This window comes from Velazquezella soli (assembly GCF_977018685.1).
Genome location: NZ_CDRNXF010000005.1, coordinates 638,561 through 662,061, shown reverse-complemented (window position 1 = coordinate 662,061; position 23,501 = coordinate 638,561). Strand labels below are relative to the sequence as shown.

The window sequence follows — 23,501 nt, the reverse complement described above, 5'->3', positions numbered from 1 at the left end:
CGAAACGTGGTGAATTTCTCCAAATTCTACCCATTTTCAGAGAAGCTATATAGAGCAGATTCGATTATTTTTCTCGCATCGCGGGATCGTCGCTGATCCGCTAGATTGGCTTGATATTCGGGAGGCGGAACAATGGCATCTGCGATGGAACACAACACATTCTTGCCTGGCTCTTTGGAGACCATGCCCTTTGAAGATTTCGCCCCGCCGATCCGGCCGCAGTCCGATTTGCGCAAGGCCATCACAGCGGCCTATCGCAGACCTGAAATCGACAGTGTGCTGCCGCTTCTCGAGCAGGCAACACTGCCCGCCGACCTCGCTGACAAAGTCCGTTCGACAGCGCGCGATCTGATTGTCGCGCTGCGCCGCAAGGCCAAGGGGTCGGGCGTCGAAGCGCTTGTGCAGGAATACTCGCTTTCCAGCCAGGAAGGCATTGCCCTGATGTGCCTGGCTGAGGCGCTGCTGCGCATTCCGGATATGGCGACGCGTGATGCGCTGATCCGCGACAAGATTTCCGGCGGAAATTGGAAGTCGCATGTGGGCGAGGGCCGTTCGCTCTTCGTCAACGCGGCGACCTGGGGACTTGTCGTGACCGGCAAACTGACCTCGACCGTCAGCGATCGCAGCCTTTCAGCGGCCTTGACGCGTCTGATCGCCCGCTGTGGCGAACCGGTCATCCGCCGCGGCGTCGATATGGCGATGAGGATGATGGGCGAGCAGTTCGTCACCGGTGAGACGATCGAGGAAGCACTGCGCCGCTCGCGGACCATGGAGCAGAAGGGCTTTTGCTATTCCTACGACATGCTTGGCGAGGCAGCGACGACAGGGGAAGACGCGGAGCGCTATTACAAGGACTACGAGAAGGCGATCCATGCGATCGGCAAGGCCTCTGCCGGACGCGGGATCTACAACGGCCCTGGCATTTCCATCAAGCTCTCGGCACTTCATCCGCGCTATACCCGCGCCCAGGCTGGCCGCGTCATGGAAGAACTTCTGCCGCGCGTGAAGGCGCTGGCCGCCATCGCCAAGTCCTACAATATTGGTCTGAACATCGATGCGGAGGAGGCCGATCGCCTCGAACTGTCGCTCGATCTTCTGGAGGACCTCTGCTTCGACCCTGCTCTTTCCGGCTGGGACGGCATCGGCTTCGTGGTGCAGGCCTATGGCAAGCGATGCCCGTTCGTGCTTGATTTCATCATCGACCTCGCATGCCGTTCCAACCGCCGCATCATGCTGCGTCTGGTCAAGGGCGCCTATTGGGATGCGGAAATCAAGAAGGCGCAGATCGAAGGCCTCGAAGACTTCCCGGTCTTTACCCGCAAGGTGCACACGGATGTCTCCTACATCGCCTGCGCCCGGAAACTGCTCGACGCACGCGACGCCGTCTTTCCGCAATTTGCATCACACAACGCCCAGACGCTTGCCACGATCTATCAGCTGGCCGGACCCGAATTCAAGGTTGGCGATTACGAGTTCCAGTGCCTGCACGGCATGGGCGAGCCGCTCTATGAAGAGGTCGTCGGTCAGTCAAAGCTCGACCGGCCAGCCCGCATCTATGCCCCGGTCGGGACGCACGAAACGCTTCTAGCCTATCTCGTCCGCCGTCTCCTGGAAAACGGCGCGAATTCGTCCTTCGTGAACCGGATCGGCGATGATCAGGTTTCGATCGACGATCTGATTGCCGATCCGGCTGCCGTCGTTCGCGCCACGCCCGTTCCCGGGGCCAAACACGATCAGATCTCGCTGCCCGCCGACCTGTTCGGCAAGGACCGTCAGAACTCCCTAGGGTTCGATCTCGCCAACGAAACGACGCTCGCCTCGCTTGCGGCAGTTTTCCAGGACGGCGCCCGGGCTCCCTTCACGGCGGCACCGGAGCTTGCTGATGGAACTTCATCAGGAGAAACGAGGCCGGTGCTCAATCCGGCTGACCATCAGGATGTGGTCGGCTCAGTCACCGAAGCAGGCGTGGAGGATGCGCAAAAGGCAGCGGCTCTCGCAGAGGAGGCTTTTGCCGAGTGGCAGTCCGTTGCGCCGCAGGAACGGGCGGCCTGCCTCGAAAGGGCTGCCGATGCCATGCAGGAAAGCATGCCTTCCCTTCTCGGCCTGATCATGCGCGAGGCCGGAAAATCCCTGCCGAACGCGATTGCCGAAGTGCGCGAGGCGATCGATTTTCTGCGCTATTATGCGGAACAGGCCAAGCGCACGCTGGGGCCGGGGCATAAGGCGCTCGGGCCGGTGGTCTGCATCAGCCCGTGGAACTTCCCGCTGGCAATCTTCACCGGTCAGATCGCGGCCGCTCTCGTCGCTGGCAACAGCGTGCTGGCAAAGCCTGCCGAAGAAACGCCGTTGATCGCAGCGGCAGGCGTGAAACTTCTCTATCAGGCCGGCGTACCACGCGGCGCGCTTCAGCTTTTGCCGGGTGATGGAAAGATCGGCGCAGCACTCGTGGCCGCCCCCGAAACACAAGGCGTGATGTTTACCGGTTCAACCGACGTCGCTCGCCTGATCCAGGCCGAGCTTGCCGGCCGGCTGTCGAACGCCGGAAAGCCGATCCCGCTGATTGCCGAAACGGGCGGCCAGAACGCAATGATCGTCGATTCCTCGGCTCTGGCCGAACAGGTGGTCGGCGATGTCATCGCGTCCGCCTTCGACAGCGCCGGTCAGCGTTGCTCGGCCCTGCGTGTCCTGTGCCTGCAGAAAGACATAGCGGACCGCGTGCTGACCATGCTCCGCGGCGCCCTTGCCGAACTCACGGTCGGGCGCACCGACCAGCTGAAGATCGATATCGGGCCGGTCATCACAGCCGAAGCGAAGGGTGTTATCGACAGCCACATCGATGCGATGCGCGCCAAGGGCCGGCGCATTGAGCAGGTCGCTATCCCCGCTGCAACGGCCGCCGGAACCTTCGTCGCGCCGACGATCATCGAACTGAACAGCCTCTCGGACCTCGAGAGGGAAGTGTTCGGACCTGTCCTTCACGTCATCCGCTATCGTCGTGAGGATCTCGACAGGCTGATCGACGATATCAACGCCACCGGCTACGGACTGACATTCGGCCTCCACACGCGTCTCGACGAGACGATCGCGCATGTGACGAGCCGTGTGCGGGCGGGCAATATCTACGTCAACCGCAACGTCATCGGCGCTGTCGTCGGCGTGCAGCCGTTCGGCGGGCGCGGCCTCTCGGGCACGGGGCCCAAGGCCGGCGGTCCGCTCTATCTCGGTCGCCTCCTGCAGCAGCCGCCGGTTCCGCCGCGCCACAGTTCCGTTCATGTCGATCCGGCGATCTCGTTGCTGGCCGAATGGCTGCGCGCCAAGGGCAAAACCGAGGACGCCGAAGCGATCCGCGAACTGGGTGGCGAATCCGCTCTCGGCATGTCGCAGGAACTTCCCGGCCCCGTCGGTGAGCGCAACACCTATAGTCTGCATCCGCGCGGTCGCATCCTGCTCGTACCGCAGACAGAGGCGGGTCTCGTTTCCCAACTGGGTGCCGCGCTCGCAACCGGCAACAGCGTCACCATCGACACGGACTCCGGCCTTCAGAGTAAGTTCTCCGATCTGCCGGCCGAAATCGCTGCCCGGATCATCTGGTCTTCCGATTGGGCAAACCATGGACCCTATGCCGGTGCCTTGGTGGAAGGCGACGGCAATAGCCTGATCTCCGTCTCGCGCCGTATTGCCAGCCTTCCCGGCCCGCTGGTGCTGACGCAGGCGGCTTCCTCAGCTGACATCGCCGGCATGGATGAGCCCTATTGCCTGAACTGGCTGCTTGAAGAAGTGTCGGTCTCCGTGAATACGGCGGCCGCTGGCGGCAACGCGAGCCTGATGGCGATAGGGTGAGGACAGCATGGACGATCTTCAGACGGCGCGCGTCATCATAGGCAGCTACACGGAATCGATGCCGCATGTGGAGGGCAAGGGAAAAGGCGTCAGCCTGCTTTCCCTTGATTTCCAGACGGGCCGGTTCGAAGAGGTCGCGGCGTTCGAAGCGATCCGCAACCCCACCTATCTGGCGCTCGGGCAGGATGGAAATGTCCTCTATGCCGTCGAGGAACTCGACGACGAGGCGCAGGCGGGCGTGGTTGTCCTGCAGATCGATGTGGACGGCGGTCTAAACTTGGCGAAGCGCATCTCGGCGAGAGGTTCAGCGCCGTGTCATGTTTCGCTCGACAGTTCAGGGAAACGGCTGTTCGTTGCCAATTACGGCAGCGGAAGTGCGGTCGCTTACGGTCTTGATCATCAGGGTCTTCCCGATGACGACGACGTCATGGTGATCAAGCGGACAGGATCCGGCCCCGTCACCGACAGGCAGGAAGGCCCGCATGTGCACCAGGTTTTGGTCATGCCTGGCGATCGGCATGTTCTCGTTTGCGATCTCGGGACCGACGAGATCGCCAGATATGCATTCGGCGATCAGGGAATAGGCTCAGAGCCGGATGTCGTGCTGCACGTGTCCGGCGGTTCGCTTCCACGCCATATCGTCTGCTCGCAGGATGGCCGCCGGCTCTACGTCGCGCATGAGGCCGCCTGCACCGTCGGTGCCTATGCCATCGAGGGAGACAATTTCACGCTCCTGTCAGAAACCAGCACAGTGCCGGCCGATTTTGCCGGCACGTCGTCCTGCGCGGCGATCAAAATTCATCCGAATGGCAGGTTTCTTTATGTCTCCAACCGCGGCCATGACACGATCGTCGCCTGTGAAATTCTGGCCGATGGCGGGTTGAGAACCCTCGGCTGGTATCCCACCATGGGTAGAACCCCGCGGGATTTCGCCATCGATCCCACCGGTCGCTGTCTCATCGTCGCCAACCAGGACAGCCACTCGCTGGTCTGCTTTGAGATCAATGGGGAACACGGGACGCTGACGACCATCGGCGAGCCGTTCGAGATCGGCAGTCCCGTCTGCGTCCTGTTCGCCTGACGTCTAGACCGGCTGCAAACGACCGAAATAGGCGACGAGGGCGAGCACTCCGAGGCTAAGCCCGATTTCCGTGACCGTCGCGCAGACGAGGCTTCGATACATCAGCGAGCTGCGGTCGAGCAGCCGCACGAAGACGTAACGGTTGACGATCGCCAGCGCGACCATGGTTGCAACGATCAAGATCTTGGCCGAAAGCAGCAGCTGATAGGGCAAGGACCAGTTAAGCGGCAGGCCGCCGACGATGAGCCATGTGCTGAACAGCCCTGTTACGATCACAAGTGCCACGGCAACATGACCCGCCCGGGAAAAGCCGATCAAAGCGGTCGTGGCATCGTGTCGAGTCGACTGGTCCCTGAGCGCGGGGAGAAGCAGAGCGACCGGTAACAGCGCCCCGAACCAGAACCCGCCCGAGAGAAGGTGCAGCAGATCGTTCGCCCGGTGCAGCAGGCGCAACGGTCCATCGTGGATAGCGGCGTGTCCGGAGATCGGAAGGCTGGCGAGAGCGACCACAGCCGCCAGCGCCGTCGGCAGGATTTTCGAGCGCGAGGAGGGCGTAAGGGCCGCGAACAACAGGCCTGCAGCAATCGCCTGCACTATCCAGACGGTGCCGATACTGGTCTGGGTTATGACCGTCCACAGTATACCGAGATCCGCCGCATCCTGCCAGCCGTCGCCGAGAAGGGCGGCGCTGAGCGGCAGAGATGCAACCGTCGCACCCGCTATCACAAGCACCGACAGGCCGCGGATCGGTGTGAGCTTCGCCCACACCGATTGCCGTAGACCGTCCGGCACAAAACCGGCGATATAGGTTGCGGCGCCCCAGAGGAACAGGGCGCCTGCGTAGAAGCCGAAACGGCAGACTACAATGAGGGTCTCAGCCGTTGTCACGGCTTCACGGTGAACGTGTAAGTGCCGTTGGTCTTGTGGCCATCGACCGAAAGCACATTCCATCTGACCGTATATGTGCCGGGCTTGAGCGGCCCGGTGACCGGCGCAGTCAGCGTCTTGTCAGCGTCTTTCAGCACGCCTTTGCCGATCTCGATCTCCTTGCCGTCGGGGCCGAGAAGGTGAAGCTTGCTGAACGGCAGGTTCAGGGCTTCGGAAAATGCCAGGTCCAGTTCTTCCGGCGATGCAACGGATGCCTTGTCGGTTGGGGTCGTCGATTTGACGCTGGCATGGGCAGCAGCCTGGCCAGCGGCGGCAACAAAAGCCGCGAGTGCAAGCGAAGCGATAAGTGTGTTACGCATGTGTTTTCCTTTAAGCGAAGGCGCGTTTGAGCGGCGGAACGAAGCGGACGACGATCTGGTCGAAGGCGATCATCGCGACGATCGCAATCCCGCTCATCGGAAACGCGATGGCAAAAACCAGCGTGATCAGCCACAGACCGAAATAGACGGAACGGCTCGGCGGCATCGGCGGGACGCCAAGGCGGCCGGATGGACGGCGTTTCCACCACATGACGACAGCGGTGACGCAGGTAAAGACGATTGCAAGGCAGGTGGCGAGCATCAGCATCTGGTTAAACCGACCCCATTCCTGGCCCATATGAACATTGACACCCCACGCGACAGCCTTTCCAGGCGCCGGATAGAGCGGATAACCCATGTCGACCAGCGGTGTTCCGGAATACTGATCAATATGGATCGTCCTTTCCTTCGAAAGGTCGTCAGGAAAGATGGAGGCGGTATAGACGCCCGTTTCCGTGCGGGGGATCGCCGTATCGAAACCCGGGGCTATGCCCAGATCCTTCGCGATCGCGACGGCCTTTCCGAGCCCTATCGGTTCGCCGCTGATCGTACCCGACATCGGCACCGGCGCCTTTTCGACGCTCCAGCCGCTATTGGGCGCGACATCGCCCGTCACCTTCTTCGACACCGGCACGTTGTCCCAAAGCTCTGCCGGATAGCCGAGGCCCTTGTCGGTGAGCCAGGCCTGGACATTGCTGCCCCAGGTGTTCGACCAGAACATGCCTGTGGCGGCGAGAAAGAAGATCAGCAACCCTCCGAAAGCGCCGGTGACCGCGTGCATGTCGCGCCAGAACACCCGCCGCGAAGGATTTCCGCGCACCGTCACCACACCGCCGGTCTGTCGCCGCGGCCACCAGAGATAGATCCCGGTCGCGACCAGAACCATGGCAAAGCCGCCGGCGATCTCTGTCAGGATGTTGGGAAATGTACCGAAATAGGCGAGGCTGTGGATGCTTCTGACCACCTGATTGAACTCTTCGGCGGACGCGACCGTATCCAGCACGTCGCCATCGTAGGGATTGACGAAGACGAGCGTGGAGCCGGCTTTGGACGACACGGTGACTATGGCGCTCCGTGTTGCCGAAGCAGGGTCCTTGTAAGAGCGCGCCACCGAACCCGGGACGGCGGATGCGGCGACTTCGACGATCCGGTCCGGCGAAAGCGGCGAACCGGCGGCTTCCACCTGGTAGCGATATGCAAAAAACGTATCGTTGATTTCGTCCTTGAACAGGTAGAGCCCACCGGTGATGGCTAGGTTGAGCATGAAGGGAATGGCGAGAAGACCCGCAAAGAAATGCCAGCGCCATAGGGCGCGGTAAAGCGAAACGCTCGAGGCGTCGCTTTCCGCGGGTGAGGCGGAAGTTAAGATGGTCATTCGGTATCATCCTGATGGCAGGCGGGGCTGTGCCGATCTGCAACATTGAACAAGCCGCGGGCAAAAGCCGCAGCGGAGGCTCAAATGATCATCAGGCGAAGGGGGGTGCTCGGGGACCGGTATTCGGCGGATATAACTGGCGGGTGATCTCGCCCACCGGGAACGGATACCTGGCCAGTTCTTGGGCGAGGAATACCCGTTCTGCGTGGATCGGCGCGGGTGGCACCATGGCCGCGGCGCTGATGCGGCAGGCTTCGCAGTCGGTCTTGGCGCCTTGGCTATGGTGGTGTTGTCCGTCGCGGTCAGGCCGATCGCTGTTTGACGTGACGCAGAGCGTCGGCAGCGTGCCGTCCGGCAGCACATACTCGGCATAGTCAGCCGGATCGAAACCGGTGGCTGCAAGGGCATGCGGCTGATGCGAGAGGCCGAGAACAACAAGCGCGATGGCGCATAGAATGCGCACCGCCCATTGTTCCGATTTACCGACCAGCCTTCCCATCGCGTCCTCGTGCACGGGGTTCGATCTTTCGATAGCACATCCCGGCGCAAGTACAATGCGGCATACTGTACGCGTGATGACGAACGGGATCAGGTCAGATCGCTACCTGCTCTCCCAGCTCGACGACACGGTTGGGTGGTAGCTTGAAATAGGCGGATGGGTCGATCGCGAAATCGGCCAGCGCCATGTAGATCTGCTCCTGCCAGGCCGGCAACCCGGTATTGGGTGTGCTGACCAGGTTGCGCCGTCCCAGATAGAACGAGGTCTGCATGATCTCGAACTTGAAGCCCGCCTTCCGACAGAGCGTCAGCGCTCTGGTGACATTTGGCTCGTCCATGTAGCCGAAGGTGATGTCGAGGCGGATAAAACGCTTGGAGATGCGTTTCATTTCCACCCGCTCGCGATCGGGAACGTAGGGTTTGTCCTGCGTCCAGATTGTCAGGATGACGTTTTGCTCGTGCAGGACATGATTGTGCTTGATGTTGTGCAGCAGGACTGCCGGCGTCCGGTTGGGAACGCTGGTGAGGAAGATCGCAGTGCCGGGAACCACGACCGGCGAATGATCGGATTCCTTTTCGATCATCGGAATGAAGACTTCCAGCGGGATGTCGTTCCTGGCGGTCTTGTCCTTGATGTATTTCGAACCCTTCGTCCACGTCCACATCAGGATCATGATGAAGAAGGCAAGCGCCACGGGCACCCAGCCACCGTCGTGGATTTTGAGAAGGTTTGCGGCAAGGAAGACCGCTTCGATCAAGAGCAGCGGCAGCAGAAGTGCGCCGGCGATGAGGGCCGAGTATCCGCGCACCGCCCGCAAGAACTGGAACGACATCAGCGTTGTCACGACCATCGCGCCCGTGACCGAGATACCGTAGGCGGTTGCCAGCGATTCCGAATCGCCGAATGAGAAGATCAGCACCAGGACGCCGATGAACAGAATCATGTTCACGGCCGGAACATAGATCTGCCCGGTATTGGTTTCCGAGGTGAACTTGATCATCAGCCGCGGCAGGAAGCCGAGATGCACGGCCTGCCGGGCAAGCGAAAACGCGCCCGTAATGACAGCCTGGCTGGCGATGACGGTTGCCATCGTCGCCAGAATGACCATCGGCAGCAGCGCCCAGTCCGGATAGAGCAGATAGAACGGGTTCTCGATGGCGGCCGGGTTGCTCAGGACCAACGCGCCCTGCCCAAGGTAATTCAATGCCAGCGCGGGAAATACGAGGATGAACCAGGCGACACTGATTGGCTTGCGACCGAAATGGCCGAGATCGGCGTAAAGGGCTTCCGCGCCCGTCACGGTCAGAAATACCGCGCCGAGCACGATCAGACCCGCCCAGCCGGCGTGGGTGATAAACCAGAGCGCATTGATGGGGTTGAGGGCCTCGAGGATGGTCCAATCGTCGCCGATATGGATCATGCCACCCCATGCCATCGCCAGAAACCAGACGACCGTGATCGGGCCGAAGAATTTGGCAACTGCTTCCGTCCCCTTGGACTGGATCGCAAACAGGCCGACCATGATCGCGGCTGAGAGCGGCAAGACATAGTCGGAGAAGGCGGGCGTCACAAGCTTCATACCTTCGAGCGCTGACATGACCGACAGTGCGGGTGTGATCATCGCATCGCCGATGAACAAAGCCGAACCGATCAGGCCTGCGAAGAACAGGACAGGCATGTAGCCGCCTGTCTTCTTCATCAACAGGGCAAGCAGCGACAGCGTGCCGCCTTCGCCGTCATTATCGGCGCGAAGCAGGAACAGGACGTATTTGAACGTGACGATGATCGTCAGGGTCCAGACCATCAGCGAGATGAGACCGATGACGTGTTCGGGCTGGACGCCATTCTCTGAAAATGGTCGCAGCGCCTCCCTGAACGCGTAGAGCGGACTGGTGCCAATATCACCGTAGACGACGCCGATCGAGCCCAAGAGCAGGACAAGAAATTTCCGGTGGCCTGCGGCTTTGTCGGCCGAACCGGCGGTCGAGGATGTCATGCGGACTCCAGTCTGAGGGTTTTCCAACCGAACAAGCTTGAACGGTTTACTGCCGGAATAGACGCGTAAACACGTGTTGAACGAATTCGATCCACGCATTCCTATTTCATCTGAAGTCGCAGGTCGATATCCTTCAGCAGGCCGTCATTCGCGTGGTCACAGAAAAGCAGGGCGGAGTGATCCGCCCTGCTGGTCAAGGTCCGAAAGGTGTCTCGGAACCGGTTGTTCTTGTCGTCTATTCTTCGCGCTGGCCGGTGAAATTGAGCAGCAGCTGGAAGATGTTGACGAAGTTCAGGTAGAGGGACAGCGCGCCCATCACGGCCATTTTCTGCTGGCTTTCCTGATCGTAGTTTTCTGCATACTGCTGCTTGATGTTCTGGGTATCCCAAGCGGTCAGGCCGACGAACACGACGATACCGATCACCGACACGGCAAACTGCAGGGCGCTGGAGCCGAGGAAGATGTTGACGATCGAAGCGATCATCACACCGATCAGACCCATGATCATGAACGAGCCGAACTTGGCGAGGTCACGCTTGGTGACGTAGCCGTAAAGGCTGGTCGCGCCGAACATGGTGGCGGCGATAAAGAAGGTGCGGGCGATGCTTGCGCCGGTAAATACAAGGAATACCGAAGCAAGGGACAGACCCATGACGGCGCAGAACGCCCAGAAGGTCATCTGCGCAGAGGCGGCCGACATGGACTGGATCTTGAACGAGAAGAAGAACACGAAGGCGAGCGGCGCCAGCATCACCACCCACTTCAGCGGGCTGGAGAAGATCGGCACGTAAAGCGCCGGCGTGGTGCCGACGATGAAGGCGACGATACCGGTGATGACGAGGCCAAGCCCCATGTAATTGTAGATGCGCAGCATGTGCTGGCGAAGGCCTTCATCGAAGACTGCGCCGGATTGTGCTGTCGTGGCGCCCCAGCGCCGGTCGTTTTCATACATTCGGAATCTCCTGTTGATCAGTAAAGGGAATTCTTGAGAAGCTCGGCCTCGTCTGCGAGACCGATATCGGTCGTGCTCGACACCACGGCGTAAGCCACGTCGCCGATCTGCCACCAGGCCGCTTCGGCCTTCGGCATATTCATGTCCTTGATAGGCTCGACCGCGAAATGGCCAGGTCGCACGGCATAGAGAGATACCCTGATGCCATCAGCGGTGCGCATACTTGCCTCGACGCTCGGGCCGTAATCCGAGGGAAAGATCTGCACGTCGGTCACCTGCCAGCCCTTTGGCAATTCGGGCATGACGATTGCCGTTGCGGCGCGGATGTCCTCCCGGTCGTAGGTCCTTGCTTCCGGCTGGGATGGCATTTTTTCGCGAACGAGCGACGTCTCGTGCGCCCGCACCGCGTTTTCGATCAGTGCCGGCGGCTGGACCGAAGCATTGACTTCGCTTGGACCAAACGGACCGATCGAGGAATTGGCAAACCATCCTGCCGAAACAAGCATGGCAATCGCCGCGACGCGTCTGAGAGCGGTAAAAGTACGCCGGCTTTCAAGGCTCGCGGAAAGTCGTCTCGCCGCCTCGCGGGTCTCCGTCCTGCCATGCACGGCGTCATCGGTGAGAGCGAGCTTCAGCGTCGTCCGCATTCCGAGATCTGCCATGACGCGTGCGGCGTCTTCCGGGTGGCTGGACAGGTAGTTCTCGACACGCAGGCGTCCCGCCGCGTCGAGCTGGTTGTCCACGTAGGCGTCGAGGTCATTCAGGACGACCGTTCCGGTCTCATTCATCTTTGCCTCCTACGATTTTCAGGTGGCCGCTACGCCCTTTGTCATCTTCCATGCTGCGCAGCCGAGCACGGGCCCTCGATATCCGCGACATCAGCGTGCCGACTGGAATACCCAACGTGTCGGCGGCTTCCTGATAGGACAGGTCTTCCACCGCAACGAGGTGCAGCGCTTCGCGCTGATCCTCCGGCAAGGTCATGAAAGCCTCGCGAACCTGCTGCAGGCGAACCGAATGTTCCTGCGCTGCCGGATAGGACGGCTCGGTTGCGGTCGAGCCATCATCGGCAAACAGGTCGTCGCGGCGACGACGGGCAAGGGCGCTGCGGCGACCGTCCAGATGCGTGTTGTGGACAATCGAGAGCAGCCAGTTCCGCAAATTTCCACCCGAGTGGAAGGTTGAACGCTTCTCATACGCTTTGACCAGCGCGTCATGCACCAGGTCTTCGGCGTCGACAGAGTTGCGCGCAAGCGAGCGTGCGTAGCGTCTCAACGCGGCAAGCTGTGCGATCACGTCGAATGAGCGTTTGTTCGGGTCCATACCTGCTTATACGAACGCCGGCCGGATTTTATTCCATTAGTCAGAAATTATTTTCGTGATTTTTTGCCCTTCAAAGACGCAGGGCAAACCCTCGTTTTGACGGCCAAGGTAGGTATGCGTCCGGTGCATGTCTGCCCTGACAATTCCTGCCTAGAAAATGAGCGGGTTTAGCGTATCTTCGATCTTGTCGAAACGATTTACCTCCTCCCAAATCGTCAGACACGCAGAACCCTCCCTCCTCCTCCCAGAGGTTTCTGCAGCAGAGCACCGGCACTCCTCCTCCCAGCCGTTGCTCTCGTCTTTTGAAGAGCCTGCCGCACTTCCTCCCGCGGCGGGCTCTTTTCGTTTTCACCCTATGGCAACGTCCTCAGGCGACCTCCTTCGTAAAGGCTGTTGCCTGCGCGCGGCTTTTGTCTCAAAGTGAAAGAAAACGAAAGCACGGGGACGAGATGCATCTGACGGACAGGCAGGCAAGGATCGTCGAGGTGGCGAGGATGACCGGGCGGGTCCTGGTCGAGGATCTGGCCACTCAGTTCTCCGTCACGCCGCAGACGATCCGCAAGGACTTGAATGATCTCTGTGAGGCGGACGTCCTCAACCGCATCCATGGTGGAGCCACGTTTCCGCGCAGCATCGAGAACATGCGCTATGAAGCGCGCCGCCAGATCGCTGCCGTCGAGAAGCAGGCGATCGGCGAGGCCGCGGCAGCCCTCATTCCGGACGGAGCGTCCCTGTTCATCAATATCGGGACCACGACGGAGGCTGTGGGTGAAGCGCTGGCAGCCCACAAGGACCTTATGGTCATTACAAATAATATCAACGTTGCCAACAGGTTGAGAGTAGTCGACGATATCGAGGTCGTCATTGCCGGGGGTGTCGTTCGCCAGTCTGATGGCGGCATCGTCGGCGAGGCGGCCGTCGACTTTATCCGGCAGTTCAAGGTTGACTATGCGGTCATCGGTGCATCGGCCATCGACCACGACGGCGCTCTGCTCGACTACGATTTTCGCGAAGTGAAAGTGGCACAGGCGATTATCGCCAACGCGCGGCATGTGATCCTTGTGGCCGACTCGACAAAATTCGAACGAACGGCGCCGGTTCGTATCGCCCAGATCTCCCAGGTTCATACGTTCATCACCGACGCCTGCCAGTCCGAACTGATCCGTGATCTTTGCCATCAGACGAATGTTGCGCTGATCGAAACAGCCACCGCGGATGCTGCAACGCACGCGTCTTCTTTCGTTTGACATTCGAGATATTTTCACTCTAATGGGGTTAGCTTTCGATTTGCCGCTGCCGGCATGTCGAGCCGGGCTCTGTGAGGGGACAGGGCTTAGCGAGGGGATAATGAGTCAGGCAATTCACGACGTCTTTGTGATCGGTGGAGGGATCAACGGTTGCGGTATCGCGCGCGATGCTGTGGGTCGCGGCTATTCGGTCGCCTTGGCAGAAATGAACGATTTTGCCTCAGGCACGTCGTCAGGCGCCACCAAGCTTATCCATGGCGGGCTGCGCTATCTCGAACACTATGAATTTCGGCTGGTGCGCGAGTCTCTCATGGAGCGCGAAGTGCTCTGGGCAATGGCACCGCATATCATCTGGCCGATGCGCTTCGTTCTCCCCTATCACAAGGGTGGCGTCCGACCCGCCTGGCTGATCCGGCTGGGGTTGTTTCTCTACGATCACCTGGGTGGCCGCAAGCTCCTGCCGCCGACGGCAACGCTTGATATGCGCAAAAATCCGGCCGGAAAGCCTTTGAAATCGCTGTTTACGAAGGCCTTCGAATACTCCGATGGCTGGGTTGACGACGCGCGGATGGTGGTGCTGAACGCCCGTGACGCTGCCGACAAGGGTGCCCTGATCCTTCCGCGCACGAAAGTCGTTTCGGCGCGGCGCGAAGAGGGCATTTGGACGATTGTTACCCGAAGCACGGTCACCGGCTCCAGTCAGACCCACAAGTCTCGTATGCTGGTCAATGCCGCCGGCCCGTGGGTGGACCAGGTGATCCGCTCCGCCTTCGGCGAAAACGAAGCGCACCATGTCCGGCTGGTTCAGGGCAGCCATATCGTCGTCAAGAAGAAGTTCGACGACCCTCGCGCCTATTTCTTCCAGAACCCGGACAACCGGATCATTTTTGCTATCCCTTACGAAGAGGATTTCACGCTGATCGGCACGACCGATCGCGACTTCAAGGAGGATCCGAAGGACGTTCGGATCTCCGAAGAGGAAACCAACTATCTCTGCAAGGCGGCGAGCGAGTATTTCAAGGAGCCGGTGCGCAAGGAAGATATCGTCTGGACCTATTCGGCCGTGCGGCCGCTGTTCGACGACGGCGCCTCGAAAGCGCAGGAGGCAACCCGCGACTATGTACTGAAGCTGGATACGGTCGGCCTCGGGGAGGGCGGAGCGCCGCTTCTCAATGTGTTCGGTGGCAAGCTCACCACTTATCGACGGCTTTCGGAACATGCGGTCGAAAAGATCGGCGAAGCCATCGGCGTCAAAGGCAAGCCCTGGACCGCTGACAGCCACCTCCCGGGTGGCGATTTCCCTGCCCGCGGCTACGAAAGCGAAGTCGCTGGGCTGAAGGCGCGATATCCCTTCCTGACCGATCGCCATGCGCGTAGGCTGGTCCGGCGTTACGGTACGAGGGCCGCGACTTTGCTCGGCAACGCTGCTCGAGCAGAGGATCTTGGGCATAATTTCGGCGGCGAACTCTATGAGGTGGAGGTTCGCTATCTTGCCGATCAGGAATGGGCGTTAAGCGCCGAGGACGTCCTTTGGAGGAGAACAAAGGACGGGCTACGGCTCGACGCTGACGAGAAGAGGGTTTTGGAGGAGTACATGGCCGCAATACCGGAAAGGATCGCCGGATAAGCGGCATGTGTTCCCGCTGTGAGGAGGCAGGGGAACAAGCATGTTGGAATTGCGAAAAGCTGCGAAAATGGTGGCGGGCGAATATCATATTCACCCGAGCGACCTTACGCTCGAGCGTGGCAGTCTGAATGTGCTGCTCGGCCCGACGCTTTCGGGCAAGACATCGCTGATGCGGCTGATGGCTGGATTGGACCGGCCGACGGAGGGTGCTGTCTATTTCGATGGAATAGACGTGACCGGCATGCCGGTACAAAAGCGCAATATCGCGATGGTGTACCAGCAGTTCATCAACTATCCGCTCCTGACCGTCTATGAAAACATTGCCTCGCCGATGCGCATTTCCGGCAAGGACAAGGCGACCGTCGACCGCGAGGTGCGCACGGCTGCGGAACTCTTGCGGTTGACGCCCTATCTCGACCGTACGCCGCTGCATCTGTCCGGCGGCCAGCAGCAGCGCACCGCTCTTGCCCGCGCGTTGGTCAAGAACGCGAGCCTCGTGCTGATGGACGAGCCACTCGCCAACCTCGATTACAAGCTGCGTGAAGAACTGCGGGAAGAGCTTCCCAAGATCTTTGCCCAGTCCGGCGCAATCTTTGTCTATGCGACGACCGAACCTTCGGAAGCGCTGATGCTGGGCGGCAATACGGCAACCCTTTCCGAGGGCCGCATCACCCAGTTCGGGCCGACGATCGACATTTATAGAAGGCCGGCGGATCTGACGACCGCGAAGACCTTTGCCGATCCGCCGCTGAATTTCATCGAGGTGGTCAAGTCGGGTGGCGAGCTCCGCCACCGCGAAGGCGACGTTCTTCCCTTGCCTGCGCATCTCGGAACCATACCGGACGGTCCCCTGACGGTTGCGTTTCATCCACATCATCTGGGCTTCACGCAGCAGACCGAGAATTCGGCCCGCCTTGCCGCCCGCACGCAGATCTCGGAAATCACCGGTTCGGAAAGCTTCGTGCATCTTGAATATGACGGCGTGAAATGGGTGATGCTGGCGCCCGGCATTCACAACATTGATCTAGATACCGGCATCGAAGTCTTTCTCGATACCCGACATCTGATGGCGTTCGGCAGCGATGGCCGGGCAATCGCTGCGGCTGCGGCTTAGGGGGAAATATCATGGCACGCATCACCCTCGACCATATCCGCCACGCCTACGGCGCCAACCCTGTCGCCGACAGCGACTATGCGCTTCGCGAAGTTCATCACGAATGGAACGACGGTGGCGCCTACGCGCTGCTTGGCCCCTCCGGCTGCGGCAAGACCACGTTGCTCAACATCATCTCCGGTCTGCTGCAGCCGTCGCACGGACGCATCCTGTTTGATGGAAACGACGTGACGGAAGTCTCGACACAGGGTCGCAACATCGCGCAGGTGTTCCAGTTCCCGGTTATCTACGACACGATGACGGTCTACGACAATCTGGCCTTCCCGCTGCGCAACCGCAAAGTACCAGAGGCCGAGGTCGACAAGCGCGTTCGCGACATGCTGGGGATCATCGATCTTGCCGATTGGGCAGATCGCAAGGCGCGGGGCCTGACCGCCGACCAGAAGCAGAAGATCTCGCTTGGCCGTGGCCTGGTGCGCAACGACGTCAACGCCATCCTGTTCGATGAACCGCTGACCGTGATCGATCCCCATATGAAATGGGTGCTGCGCTCGCAGTTGAAGCGGATCCACAAGCAGTTTGGCTTTACCATGGTCTATGTCACCCACGACCAGACCGAAGCCCTGACCTTCGCAGACAAGGTCGTCGTGATGTACGAGGGCGAGATCGTGCAGATCGGCACCCCTGCGGAATTGTTCGAGAAGCCCAGCCATACATTCGTCGGCTATTTCATCGGCTCGCCCGGCATGAACGTCCTGCCGGCGCAGCTGAATGAGCGGTCTGTCGTGGTCGGCAGTCAGCGGATGGACCTCAATGTGCCGCCGAAGACGAAGCTGGGCGACCGGATCGAACTCGGTATCCGTCCGGAGTTCATCCATCTCGGTCGAGAAGGCATGCCGGTGAAGATCAGCCGGATCGAGGATATCGGCCGACGGCGCATCGTCCGCGCCGAATTCGAGGGAAAGCCGCTTGCGATCGTCGCCGACGAGAATACGGAAATTCCGGCGGAAGCCCGCGTGAGCTTTGATCCTGCAGGTATCAATATCTACGCCAATTCCTGGCGCGTCGTCGGGGAGGCGTGAACGGCATGGAAAAGACCTATAACAATAAGGCCTGGTTCTTCGTTCTACCGGTTCTGGTTCTGGTCCTGTTTTCAGCGGCGATCCCGCTGATGACGGTCGTGAACTATTCGGTGCAGGACACGTTCGGCAATAACGAGTTCTTCTGGGCCGGCACGGACTGGTTTACCGAAATCCTGAACTCCGATCGGTTCTGGGAGGCGCTGCAGCGCAACCTGCTGTTCTCGGTCATCATTCTCGCACTGGAAATTCCGCTCGGCATCTTCATCGCGCTGAACATGCCGAAAAAGGGGCTCGGCGTTCCGGTCTGCCTCGTGTTGATGGCGCTGCCGCTGTTGATCCCGTGGAACGTGGTCGGCACCATCTGGCAGGTCTTCGGTCGTGTCGACATCGGCCTTCTCGGACGCACGCTCGCAATCCTCGGCATCGACTACAACTATGTTCGCGATCCGCTCGATGCCTGGGTCACCGTCATCGTGATGGATGTCTGGCACTGGACGAGCCTTGTCGTGCTCCTCTGCTATGCCGGTCTCGTGTCGATCCCGGATGCCTACTATCAGGCTGCGAAAATCGATGGCGCGTCGCGCTGGTCGGTGTTCCGATTTATCCAGCTTCCGAAGATGAAGCGGGTGCTGCTGATCGCCGTGCTCCTGCGCTTCATGGATAGTTTCATGATTTATACCGAACCCTTCGTCGTCACCGGCGGCGGGCCCGGCAACTCGACAACCTTCCTGTCGATCGATCTCGTCAAGATGGCGGTCGGGCAGTTCGACCTCGGGCCGGCCGCGGCGATGTCGATCATCTACTTCCTCATCATCCTGCTGATGTCGTGGATCTTCTACACGGTCATGACCAGCAGCGACAAAGACGCGTGAGGAGGACCGTTACGATGGCTCAAGTCAACACATTCAAGCCGGCGCGCAGCTACTCCTGGCTCGTCTCGACAATCTACATCATCTTCCTGCTGCTGCCGATCTACTGGCTGGTCAATATGAGCTTCAAGGAGAATGCCGAGATCACCGGTACCTTCTCCCTCTTCCCGCATAACCCGACGCTTCGGAATTACACGGTGATCTTCACCGATCCATCCTGGTACAACGGCTATATCAACTCGATTATCTATGTGGGTCTGAACACGCTGATCTCGGTGGCGGCGGCACTTCCTGCGGCCTACGCCTTCTCCCGCTACCGGTTTCTCGGCGACAAGCACCTGTTCTTCTGGCTGCTGACCAACCGGATGGCGCCACCGGCGGTCTTTGCGCTGCCATTCTTCCAGCTCTATTCCGCCTTCGGACTGATCGACACGCATATCGCCGTGGCACTCGCCCACTGCCTGTTCAACGTCCCGCTGGCCGTCTGGATTCTCGAAGGCTTCATGTCCGGCGTGCCAAAGGAAATCGACGAAACCGCTTATATCGACGGCTATTCCTTCCCGCGCTTTTTCGTGAAGATCTTCATGCCGTTGATCGCGTCCGGCATCGGCGTTGCAGCCTTCTTCTGCTTCATGTTCTCGTGGGTCGAGCTGCTGCTTGCCCGCACGCTGACGACGACTGCCGCCAAGCCGATTTCGGCCATCATGACCCGCACCGTTTCGGCGTCCGGCATGGACTGGGGCGTTCTGGCAGCCGCCGGCGTGCTGACGATCGTGCCGGGCGCGCTCGTGATCTACTTTGTCCGCAACTACATCGCCAAGGGCTTTGCCCTGGGTCGGGTCTAGAGGGAGAACGCACATGAGTTTTTCATGGATGGCCTGGACGCTGCCGACGACGCTTTTCTTCGTGACCATCTTCGCCTTGATTGCAGCGATGGGCATCTGGGAGTACTTTTCCCCGGGCGGAGCGCCAAGGGTTGGGATCCTGCGCTTCGAGACAACGCGGGGGGACCGGCTCTTCATTTCGCTGCTTGGTGCAGCATTCATCAATCTCGCATGGTTGGGGCTGATCGGCCCCAATCTGTGGTGGGCTCTTGCCCTCGCTGTGGTCTACGCCGTCGGCGTTTTCCGCTTCGTCTGAAGGCAAGTTTGATACGGCGCGCGGGAGGACTGGCGCCGAAACGAAATCGCAATCGCAACTCTGGGAGGACATTATGCGACGGCATCTTTTGACAACGACAGCAGGCATATTGCTGGCATTGGCAGGCACGGCTCACGCCGGCATGAACGAGGCGAAGCAGTTCCTTGACAAGGAAATCAAGGACCTTTCTTCCCTCTCGCGCGCCGAGCAGGAAAAGGAGCTGCAATGGTTCGTCGATGCGGCGAAGCCCTTCTCCGGTCTCGACATCAAGGTCGTTTCCGAAACGCTGACCACGCATGAATACGAATCGAAAGTGCTGGCGCCAGCCTTCACGGCGATCACCGGCATCAAGATCACCCACGACCTGATCGGCGAAGGCGATGTCGTCGAGAAGCTGCAGACGCAGATGCAGTCGGGCGAGAACATCTATGACGCCTATGTCAACGATAGCGACCTGATCGGCACGCATTGGCGTTACCAGCAGGCCCGTTCCCTGACGGACTTCATGGCGAAGGAAGGTAAGGACGTTACCAATCCCGGCCTCGATCTCGACGACTTCATCGGCCTGAAGTTCACCACCGCGCCCGACAAGAAGCTCTACCAGCTTCCGGACCAGCAGTTCGCCAACCTTTACTGGTTCAGGTACGACTGGTTCAACGACGCCAAGAACAAGACTGATTTTAAGGCCAAATACGGCTACGACCTCGGTGTTCCCGTCAACTGGTCCGCTTACGAAGACATCGCGGAATTCTTCACCGGCCGTGATATCGGCGGAAAGAAGGTCTTCGGTCACATGGACTACGGCAAGAAGGACCCGTCGCTCGGCTGGCGCTTCACCGATGCGTGGCTTTCGATGGCTGGCAACGGCGACAAGGGTCTACCGAACGGTCTGCCGGTCGACGAATGGGGTATCAAGGTCAACGAAAAGTCACAGCCGGTCGGCTCCTGCGTCGCGCGCGGCGGTGACACCAATGGTCCTGCCTCCGTCTATTCGATCCAGAAATATCTCGACTGGATGAAGGCCTATGCACCTCCGGCTGCCCAGGGCATGAACTTCTCCGAGTCCGGCCCGGTCCCTGCAGGCGGCGAGATTGCCCAGCAGATGTTCATGTACACGGCCTTCACCGCCGACATGGTGAAGCCAGGCCTGCCTGTCATGAACGAGGACGGCACGCCGAAATGGCGTTTCGCGCCAAGCCCCCACGGCGTTTACTGGAAAGACGGCATGAAGCTTGGCTATCAGGACGTCGGTTCCTGGACGCTGATGAAGTCCACGCCCGATGACCGCGCAAAGGCGGCCTGGCTCTACGCCCAGTTCGTCACGTCCAAAACCGTCGACCTGAAGAAGAGCCATGTGGGCCTGACGCTGATCCGCGAAAGCTCGATCCGCCATCAGAGCTTTACCGATCGCGCACCGAAACTCGGCGGCCTGATCGAGTTCTACCGCTCGCCGGCGCGCGTCCAGTGGTCGCCGACCGGCACCAACGTTCCTGATTATCCGAAGCTCGCTCAGCTTTGGTGGCAGGCAATCGGGGATGCCGCTTCGGGTGCCAAGACACCGCAGCTGGCTATGGACTCGCTTTGCGCCGAGCAGGAAAAGGTGCTCCAGCGTCTGGAACGCGCTGGCGTCCAGAAGGACATGGGTCCCAAGCTCGCCGAAGAGCATGACCTGGCCTACTGGAACAAGGATGCGGTGGCCAAGGGCAATCTGGCTCCGCAGCTGAAGATCGAGAACGAAAAGGAAAAGCCGATCACCGTCAACTACGACGACCTGGTGAAGAGCTGGGCTGACGCGAAGAAGTGATCTGACCGATCAAGGCTCCCGAAGGGGAAGCGGCGGCAAGAGACGACCGCGCCGAACATCATCGGCGCGGTCGTTTCGCGTTCGTCACTGTTGCGGGCACACGGCAGAGCCTCCCAACCTGCCTTGATCCGGTCCTATGCCTTGTTCAGCTTGGCATCGACACTGATCGGTCCGGCTCCGGACGTGACGAAATACAGGAACACGAAGCAGAGCACGGCAGCGGCCATTCCGCCGTTTTCGGGCGGGAAAATGCTTTTGGGAAAGTGGCTGATGAAGTAAGCCGCGGCCATTAGTCCGGACAGGAGGAATGCCGCTATCCGTGTCTGGAAACCGACCAGGAAGAGGAAGCCGCAGACAAGCTCAAAGAGACCCGCGATCCAGGGCAACGAGCCCGTGGGCGGCATGAAGGTACCGGCGTGGAAATGAAAGATTTTTGCCATGCCGAAGGAGAAGATGACAAGGCCGACGGCAATACGCAGGATGCTGAGAAGAACAGGCTGGTAAGCCTGGATTTTGTTGACCATTGGGAAGCTCCGTTAAATGTCGATGCTCTTCTGACATCGACCAAACGAAGGTCAACTGCACGTCTTCGTGAAACAGTTATGGAATGCGCGAGACCTCTAGAGCGCCGAAGCGTCTTCTCAAATGGTGACCGCGTTGACGATCATCAAAACGGGGACACAGCCCAAGGCAATTGCCCCAATCCAGGCCATCAGTATCTTTATGAAATACCGCTGCTGCATAAAGATCTCGTTGTATTCGTGAAGCATTAAGCACCCCTACGCCGTTGAAGGGAATGAACCACCTCTTCAGAAGCGAGTCGAGTGCAGCCTTGCAACAGACTGAATCAGACGTATACGCGGACCACGTCCTCCAACGATAAAGTCAATTCACTGCAGGTTGAGAGGCAGTTGAATCCCCTTGGGAACATGCGGCTTGCGAAGATTGGCAATCTCGATCCGTCCATAGATCTCCTTGCGTTCCTTGTCATGACGTTCCCTGAGCGCCTTCGACTGAGCCACGAGGGCAAGAGCACGGGCGACGACCTCTTCAGTTCTCTGCATGGCGTTCTCCTCAATGTTCTTCCTTTGTTCTCATTTTCGCTGAAGGTTGTCAACAGTCTTTTCTTCCCGTGCCTAGGCTGGCGGTTTCGGCGCATCTGCTGTGCATGTCTGCAGGTGTCAATTTCTGAACGAACTGATATGCCTCATCTCAGTCGGGCCTGATGGTTCGGACCCACAACATGGTTTTTCGGAAGGGAAACGGAATGCAGATCGGAATGATAGGCCTCGGCCGTATGGGCGCCAATATGGTGCGACGGCTCCTGCGTGATGGCCATGAGTGTGTGGTATTCGATGTCAGTCAGGCCAATGTCGAGGCTCTGGAGCGGGAAGGGGCCGTGGGCGCCACCTCGCTGGAAGATATGGTCGCAAAGCTCGCGAAACCGGCCACCGTTTGGCTGATGTTGCCTGCAGCGATCACCGACCAGACGATCGAGAAGCTCTCGGGTGTCATGGCGGCCGGCGACGTTTTGATCGACGGCGGAAACTCCAACTACCAGGACGATATCGATCGCGCCGGGCGTCTTTCGGGCATCGGCCTCGACTATATCGATGTCGGCACGAGCGGTGGCGTCTGGGGTCTGGAACGCGGCTATTGCCTGATGATCGGCGGACCGGATGAAGCGGTGAAGCGCCTCGATCCGATCTTCCTGTCGCTGTCCCCGGGAGCCGGCAAGGAGGCACAGCGGACCTCGGAACTTGGCTATATCCATTGCGGCCCGGCAGGATCAGGTCACTTCGTGAAGATGGTCCACAACGGCATCGAATACGGCATGATGGCGGCCTATGCCGAAGGCCTCAACCTGATGAAGAATGCCAATGCGGGCAAGGCTGCACGCAGCGCCGATGCGGAAACAAGCCCGCTCGCCAATCCGCACTACTACCATTACGATCTCGATGTGGCTGAAATCACCGAAGTCTGGCGTCACGGCAGCGTCGTTTCGTCGTGGTTGCTTGATCTTCTCGCCGGGTCTCTGGAAAAGGATCCGATGCTCGACGGCTTCGGCGGGCATGTCTCCGATTCCGGCGAGGGACGATGGATGATGAAAGCTGGTATCGATACCGGCGTTCCGCTTCCGGTCCTGTCGTCTGCTCTCTTCCAGCGCTTCTCGTCACGGGGGCAGGAACAGTATTCGAACCAGGTTCTCTCTGCTCTTAGGGCCGCTTTCGGCGGTCATTCCGAAAAGAAGTAGTTTGGGTTATTCCGATACGAAATCCGGCACCCCTGGGGTGCCGGACTCTTT

General features: G+C 59.8%; 21 protein-coding genes. 11 read left to right on the top strand and 10 right to left on the bottom strand.

Going from position 1 to position 23,501, the window contains the following annotated elements; genetic code table 11:
* Nucleotides 1–183: 183 nt before the first annotated feature.
* Nucleotides 184–3,840 (top strand): trifunctional transcriptional regulator/proline dehydrogenase/L-glutamate gamma-semialdehyde dehydrogenase, encoded by a 3,657-nt coding sequence (putA, locus tag AC0JZ8_RS23475; RefSeq protein WP_471893715.1) that lies wholly within the window; start codon nucleotides 184–186, stop codon nucleotides 3,838–3,840.
* Nucleotides 3,841–3,847: 7 nt separating this feature from the next.
* Nucleotides 3,848–4,921: a lactonase family protein gene (locus AC0JZ8_RS23470; RefSeq protein ID WP_471893714.1), complete on the top strand. Its 1,074-nt coding sequence runs from the start codon at nucleotides 3,848–3,850 to the stop codon at nucleotides 4,919–4,921.
* Nucleotides 4,922–4,924: 3 nt separating this feature from the next.
* On the opposite strand, the gene copD is transcribed toward AC0JZ8_RS23470, so the two are convergent.
* The 8 genes from copD to AC0JZ8_RS23430 form a co-directional block, all read right to left on the bottom strand.
* Nucleotides 4,925–5,809, bottom strand: coding sequence for a copper homeostasis membrane protein CopD (gene copD, locus AC0JZ8_RS23465; RefSeq protein ID WP_471893713.1), 885 nt, complete (start codon nucleotides 5,807–5,809; stop codon nucleotides 4,925–4,927).
* Nucleotides 5,806–6,168: a copper homeostasis periplasmic binding protein CopC gene (copC, locus tag AC0JZ8_RS23460; RefSeq protein ID WP_113110071.1), complete on the bottom strand. Its 363-nt coding sequence runs from the start codon at nucleotides 6,166–6,168 to the stop codon at nucleotides 5,806–5,808. Before copC ends, copD begins: the two co-directional genes overlap by 4 nt.
* Before the next feature lie 10 nt (nucleotides 6,169–6,178).
* Complete coding sequence (locus AC0JZ8_RS23455) at nucleotides 6,179–7,543, bottom strand: PepSY-associated TM helix domain-containing protein (protein ID WP_471893712.1); 1,365 nt, start codon at nucleotides 7,541–7,543, stop codon at nucleotides 6,179–6,181.
* A 91-nt stretch (nucleotides 7,544–7,634) separates the two neighbouring features.
* A complete protein-coding gene (locus AC0JZ8_RS23450; protein ID WP_430244592.1) occupies nucleotides 7,635–8,042 on the bottom strand; it encodes a hypothetical protein in 408 nt (135 codons plus the stop codon).
* A 94-nt stretch (nucleotides 8,043–8,136) separates the two neighbouring features.
* A complete protein-coding gene (locus AC0JZ8_RS23445; protein WP_062458874.1) occupies nucleotides 8,137–10,038 on the bottom strand; it encodes a potassium transporter Kup in 1,902 nt (633 codons plus the stop codon).
* A gap of 235 nt (nucleotides 10,039–10,273) precedes the next feature.
* The gene (locus AC0JZ8_RS23440) at nucleotides 10,274–10,990 is read right to left on the bottom strand and encodes a Bax inhibitor-1/YccA family protein (RefSeq protein WP_062458877.1); all 717 of its coding nucleotides are present in this window, start codon (nucleotides 10,988–10,990) and stop codon (nucleotides 10,274–10,276) included.
* A 17-nt stretch (nucleotides 10,991–11,007) separates the two neighbouring features.
* A complete protein-coding gene (locus tag AC0JZ8_RS23435) occupies nucleotides 11,008–11,778 on the bottom strand; it encodes an anti-sigma factor family protein (RefSeq protein WP_062458880.1) in 771 nt (256 codons plus the stop codon).
* On the bottom strand, nucleotides 11,771–12,313 hold the full coding sequence (locus tag AC0JZ8_RS23430) for a sigma-70 family RNA polymerase sigma factor (RefSeq protein WP_430244585.1): 543 nt from the start codon (nucleotides 12,311–12,313) through the stop codon (nucleotides 11,771–11,773). The genes AC0JZ8_RS23435 and AC0JZ8_RS23430 overlap by 8 nt, the downstream gene beginning before the upstream one ends.
* 449 nt (nucleotides 12,314–12,762) lie before the next feature.
* Here AC0JZ8_RS23430 and AC0JZ8_RS23425 point away from each other — a divergent pair, with 449 nt between their 5' ends.
* The 8 genes from AC0JZ8_RS23425 (at nucleotide 12,763) to AC0JZ8_RS23390 (ending at nucleotide 21,196) form a co-directional block, all read left to right on the top strand.
* The gene (locus AC0JZ8_RS23425) at nucleotides 12,763–13,560 is read left to right on the top strand and encodes a DeoR/GlpR family DNA-binding transcription regulator (protein ID WP_062458885.1); all 798 of its coding nucleotides are present in this window, start codon (nucleotides 12,763–12,765) and stop codon (nucleotides 13,558–13,560) included.
* 100 nt (nucleotides 13,561–13,660) lie between these two features.
* On the top strand, nucleotides 13,661–15,187 hold the full coding sequence (gene glpD, locus AC0JZ8_RS23420; protein WP_471893711.1) for a glycerol-3-phosphate dehydrogenase: 1,527 nt from the start codon (nucleotides 13,661–13,663) through the stop codon (nucleotides 15,185–15,187).
* Between the two features lie 40 nt (nucleotides 15,188–15,227).
* The gene (locus AC0JZ8_RS23415) at nucleotides 15,228–16,301 is read left to right on the top strand and encodes an ABC transporter ATP-binding protein (protein ID WP_471893710.1); all 1,074 of its coding nucleotides are present in this window, start codon (nucleotides 15,228–15,230) and stop codon (nucleotides 16,299–16,301) included.
* An 11-nt stretch (nucleotides 16,302–16,312) separates the two neighbouring features.
* Nucleotides 16,313–17,383 (top strand): ABC transporter ATP-binding protein, encoded by a 1,071-nt coding sequence (locus AC0JZ8_RS23410; protein WP_471893709.1) that lies wholly within the window; start codon nucleotides 16,313–16,315, stop codon nucleotides 17,381–17,383.
* A 5-nt stretch (nucleotides 17,384–17,388) separates the two neighbouring features.
* A complete protein-coding gene (locus AC0JZ8_RS23405) occupies nucleotides 17,389–18,255 on the top strand; it encodes a carbohydrate ABC transporter permease (RefSeq protein ID WP_471893708.1) in 867 nt (288 codons plus the stop codon).
* 14 nt (nucleotides 18,256–18,269) lie between these two features.
* Entirely contained in the window at nucleotides 18,270–19,097 is an 828-nt protein-coding gene (locus tag AC0JZ8_RS23400) for a carbohydrate ABC transporter permease (protein WP_062576484.1), read from the top strand.
* Nucleotides 19,098–19,110: 13 nt separating this feature from the next.
* Entirely contained in the window at nucleotides 19,111–19,392 is a 282-nt protein-coding gene (locus AC0JZ8_RS23395) for a DUF2160 domain-containing protein (protein WP_062458904.1), read from the top strand.
* 73 nt (nucleotides 19,393–19,465) lie between these two features.
* Entirely contained in the window at nucleotides 19,466–21,196 is a 1,731-nt protein-coding gene (locus AC0JZ8_RS23390) for an ABC transporter substrate-binding protein (RefSeq protein ID WP_471893707.1), read from the top strand.
* Nucleotides 21,197–21,330: 134 nt separating this feature from the next.
* Here the strand turns inward: AC0JZ8_RS23390 and AC0JZ8_RS23385 are convergent, their stop codons facing one another.
* Both AC0JZ8_RS23385 and AC0JZ8_RS23380 read right to left on the bottom strand, forming a co-directional pair.
* Nucleotides 21,331–21,720, bottom strand: a complete 390-nt coding sequence (locus tag AC0JZ8_RS23385) for a DoxX family protein (RefSeq protein WP_062576480.1) — start codon at nucleotides 21,718–21,720, stop codon at nucleotides 21,331–21,333.
* Nucleotides 21,721–22,086: 366 nt separating this feature from the next.
* Complete coding sequence (locus tag AC0JZ8_RS23380; RefSeq protein WP_165699857.1) at nucleotides 22,087–22,260, bottom strand: hypothetical protein; 174 nt, start codon at nucleotides 22,258–22,260, stop codon at nucleotides 22,087–22,089.
* A 203-nt stretch (nucleotides 22,261–22,463) separates the two neighbouring features.
* On the opposite strand from AC0JZ8_RS23380, the gene gnd reads away from it, so the two are divergent.
* Nucleotides 22,464–23,450 carry a phosphogluconate dehydrogenase (NAD(+)-dependent, decarboxylating) gene (gene gnd, locus AC0JZ8_RS23375; protein ID WP_471893706.1) on the top strand — a complete coding sequence of 329 codons (987 nt, stop codon included), beginning with the start codon at nucleotides 22,464–22,466 and terminating at the stop codon, nucleotides 23,448–23,450.
* Nucleotides 23,451–23,501: the final 51 nt, after the last annotated feature.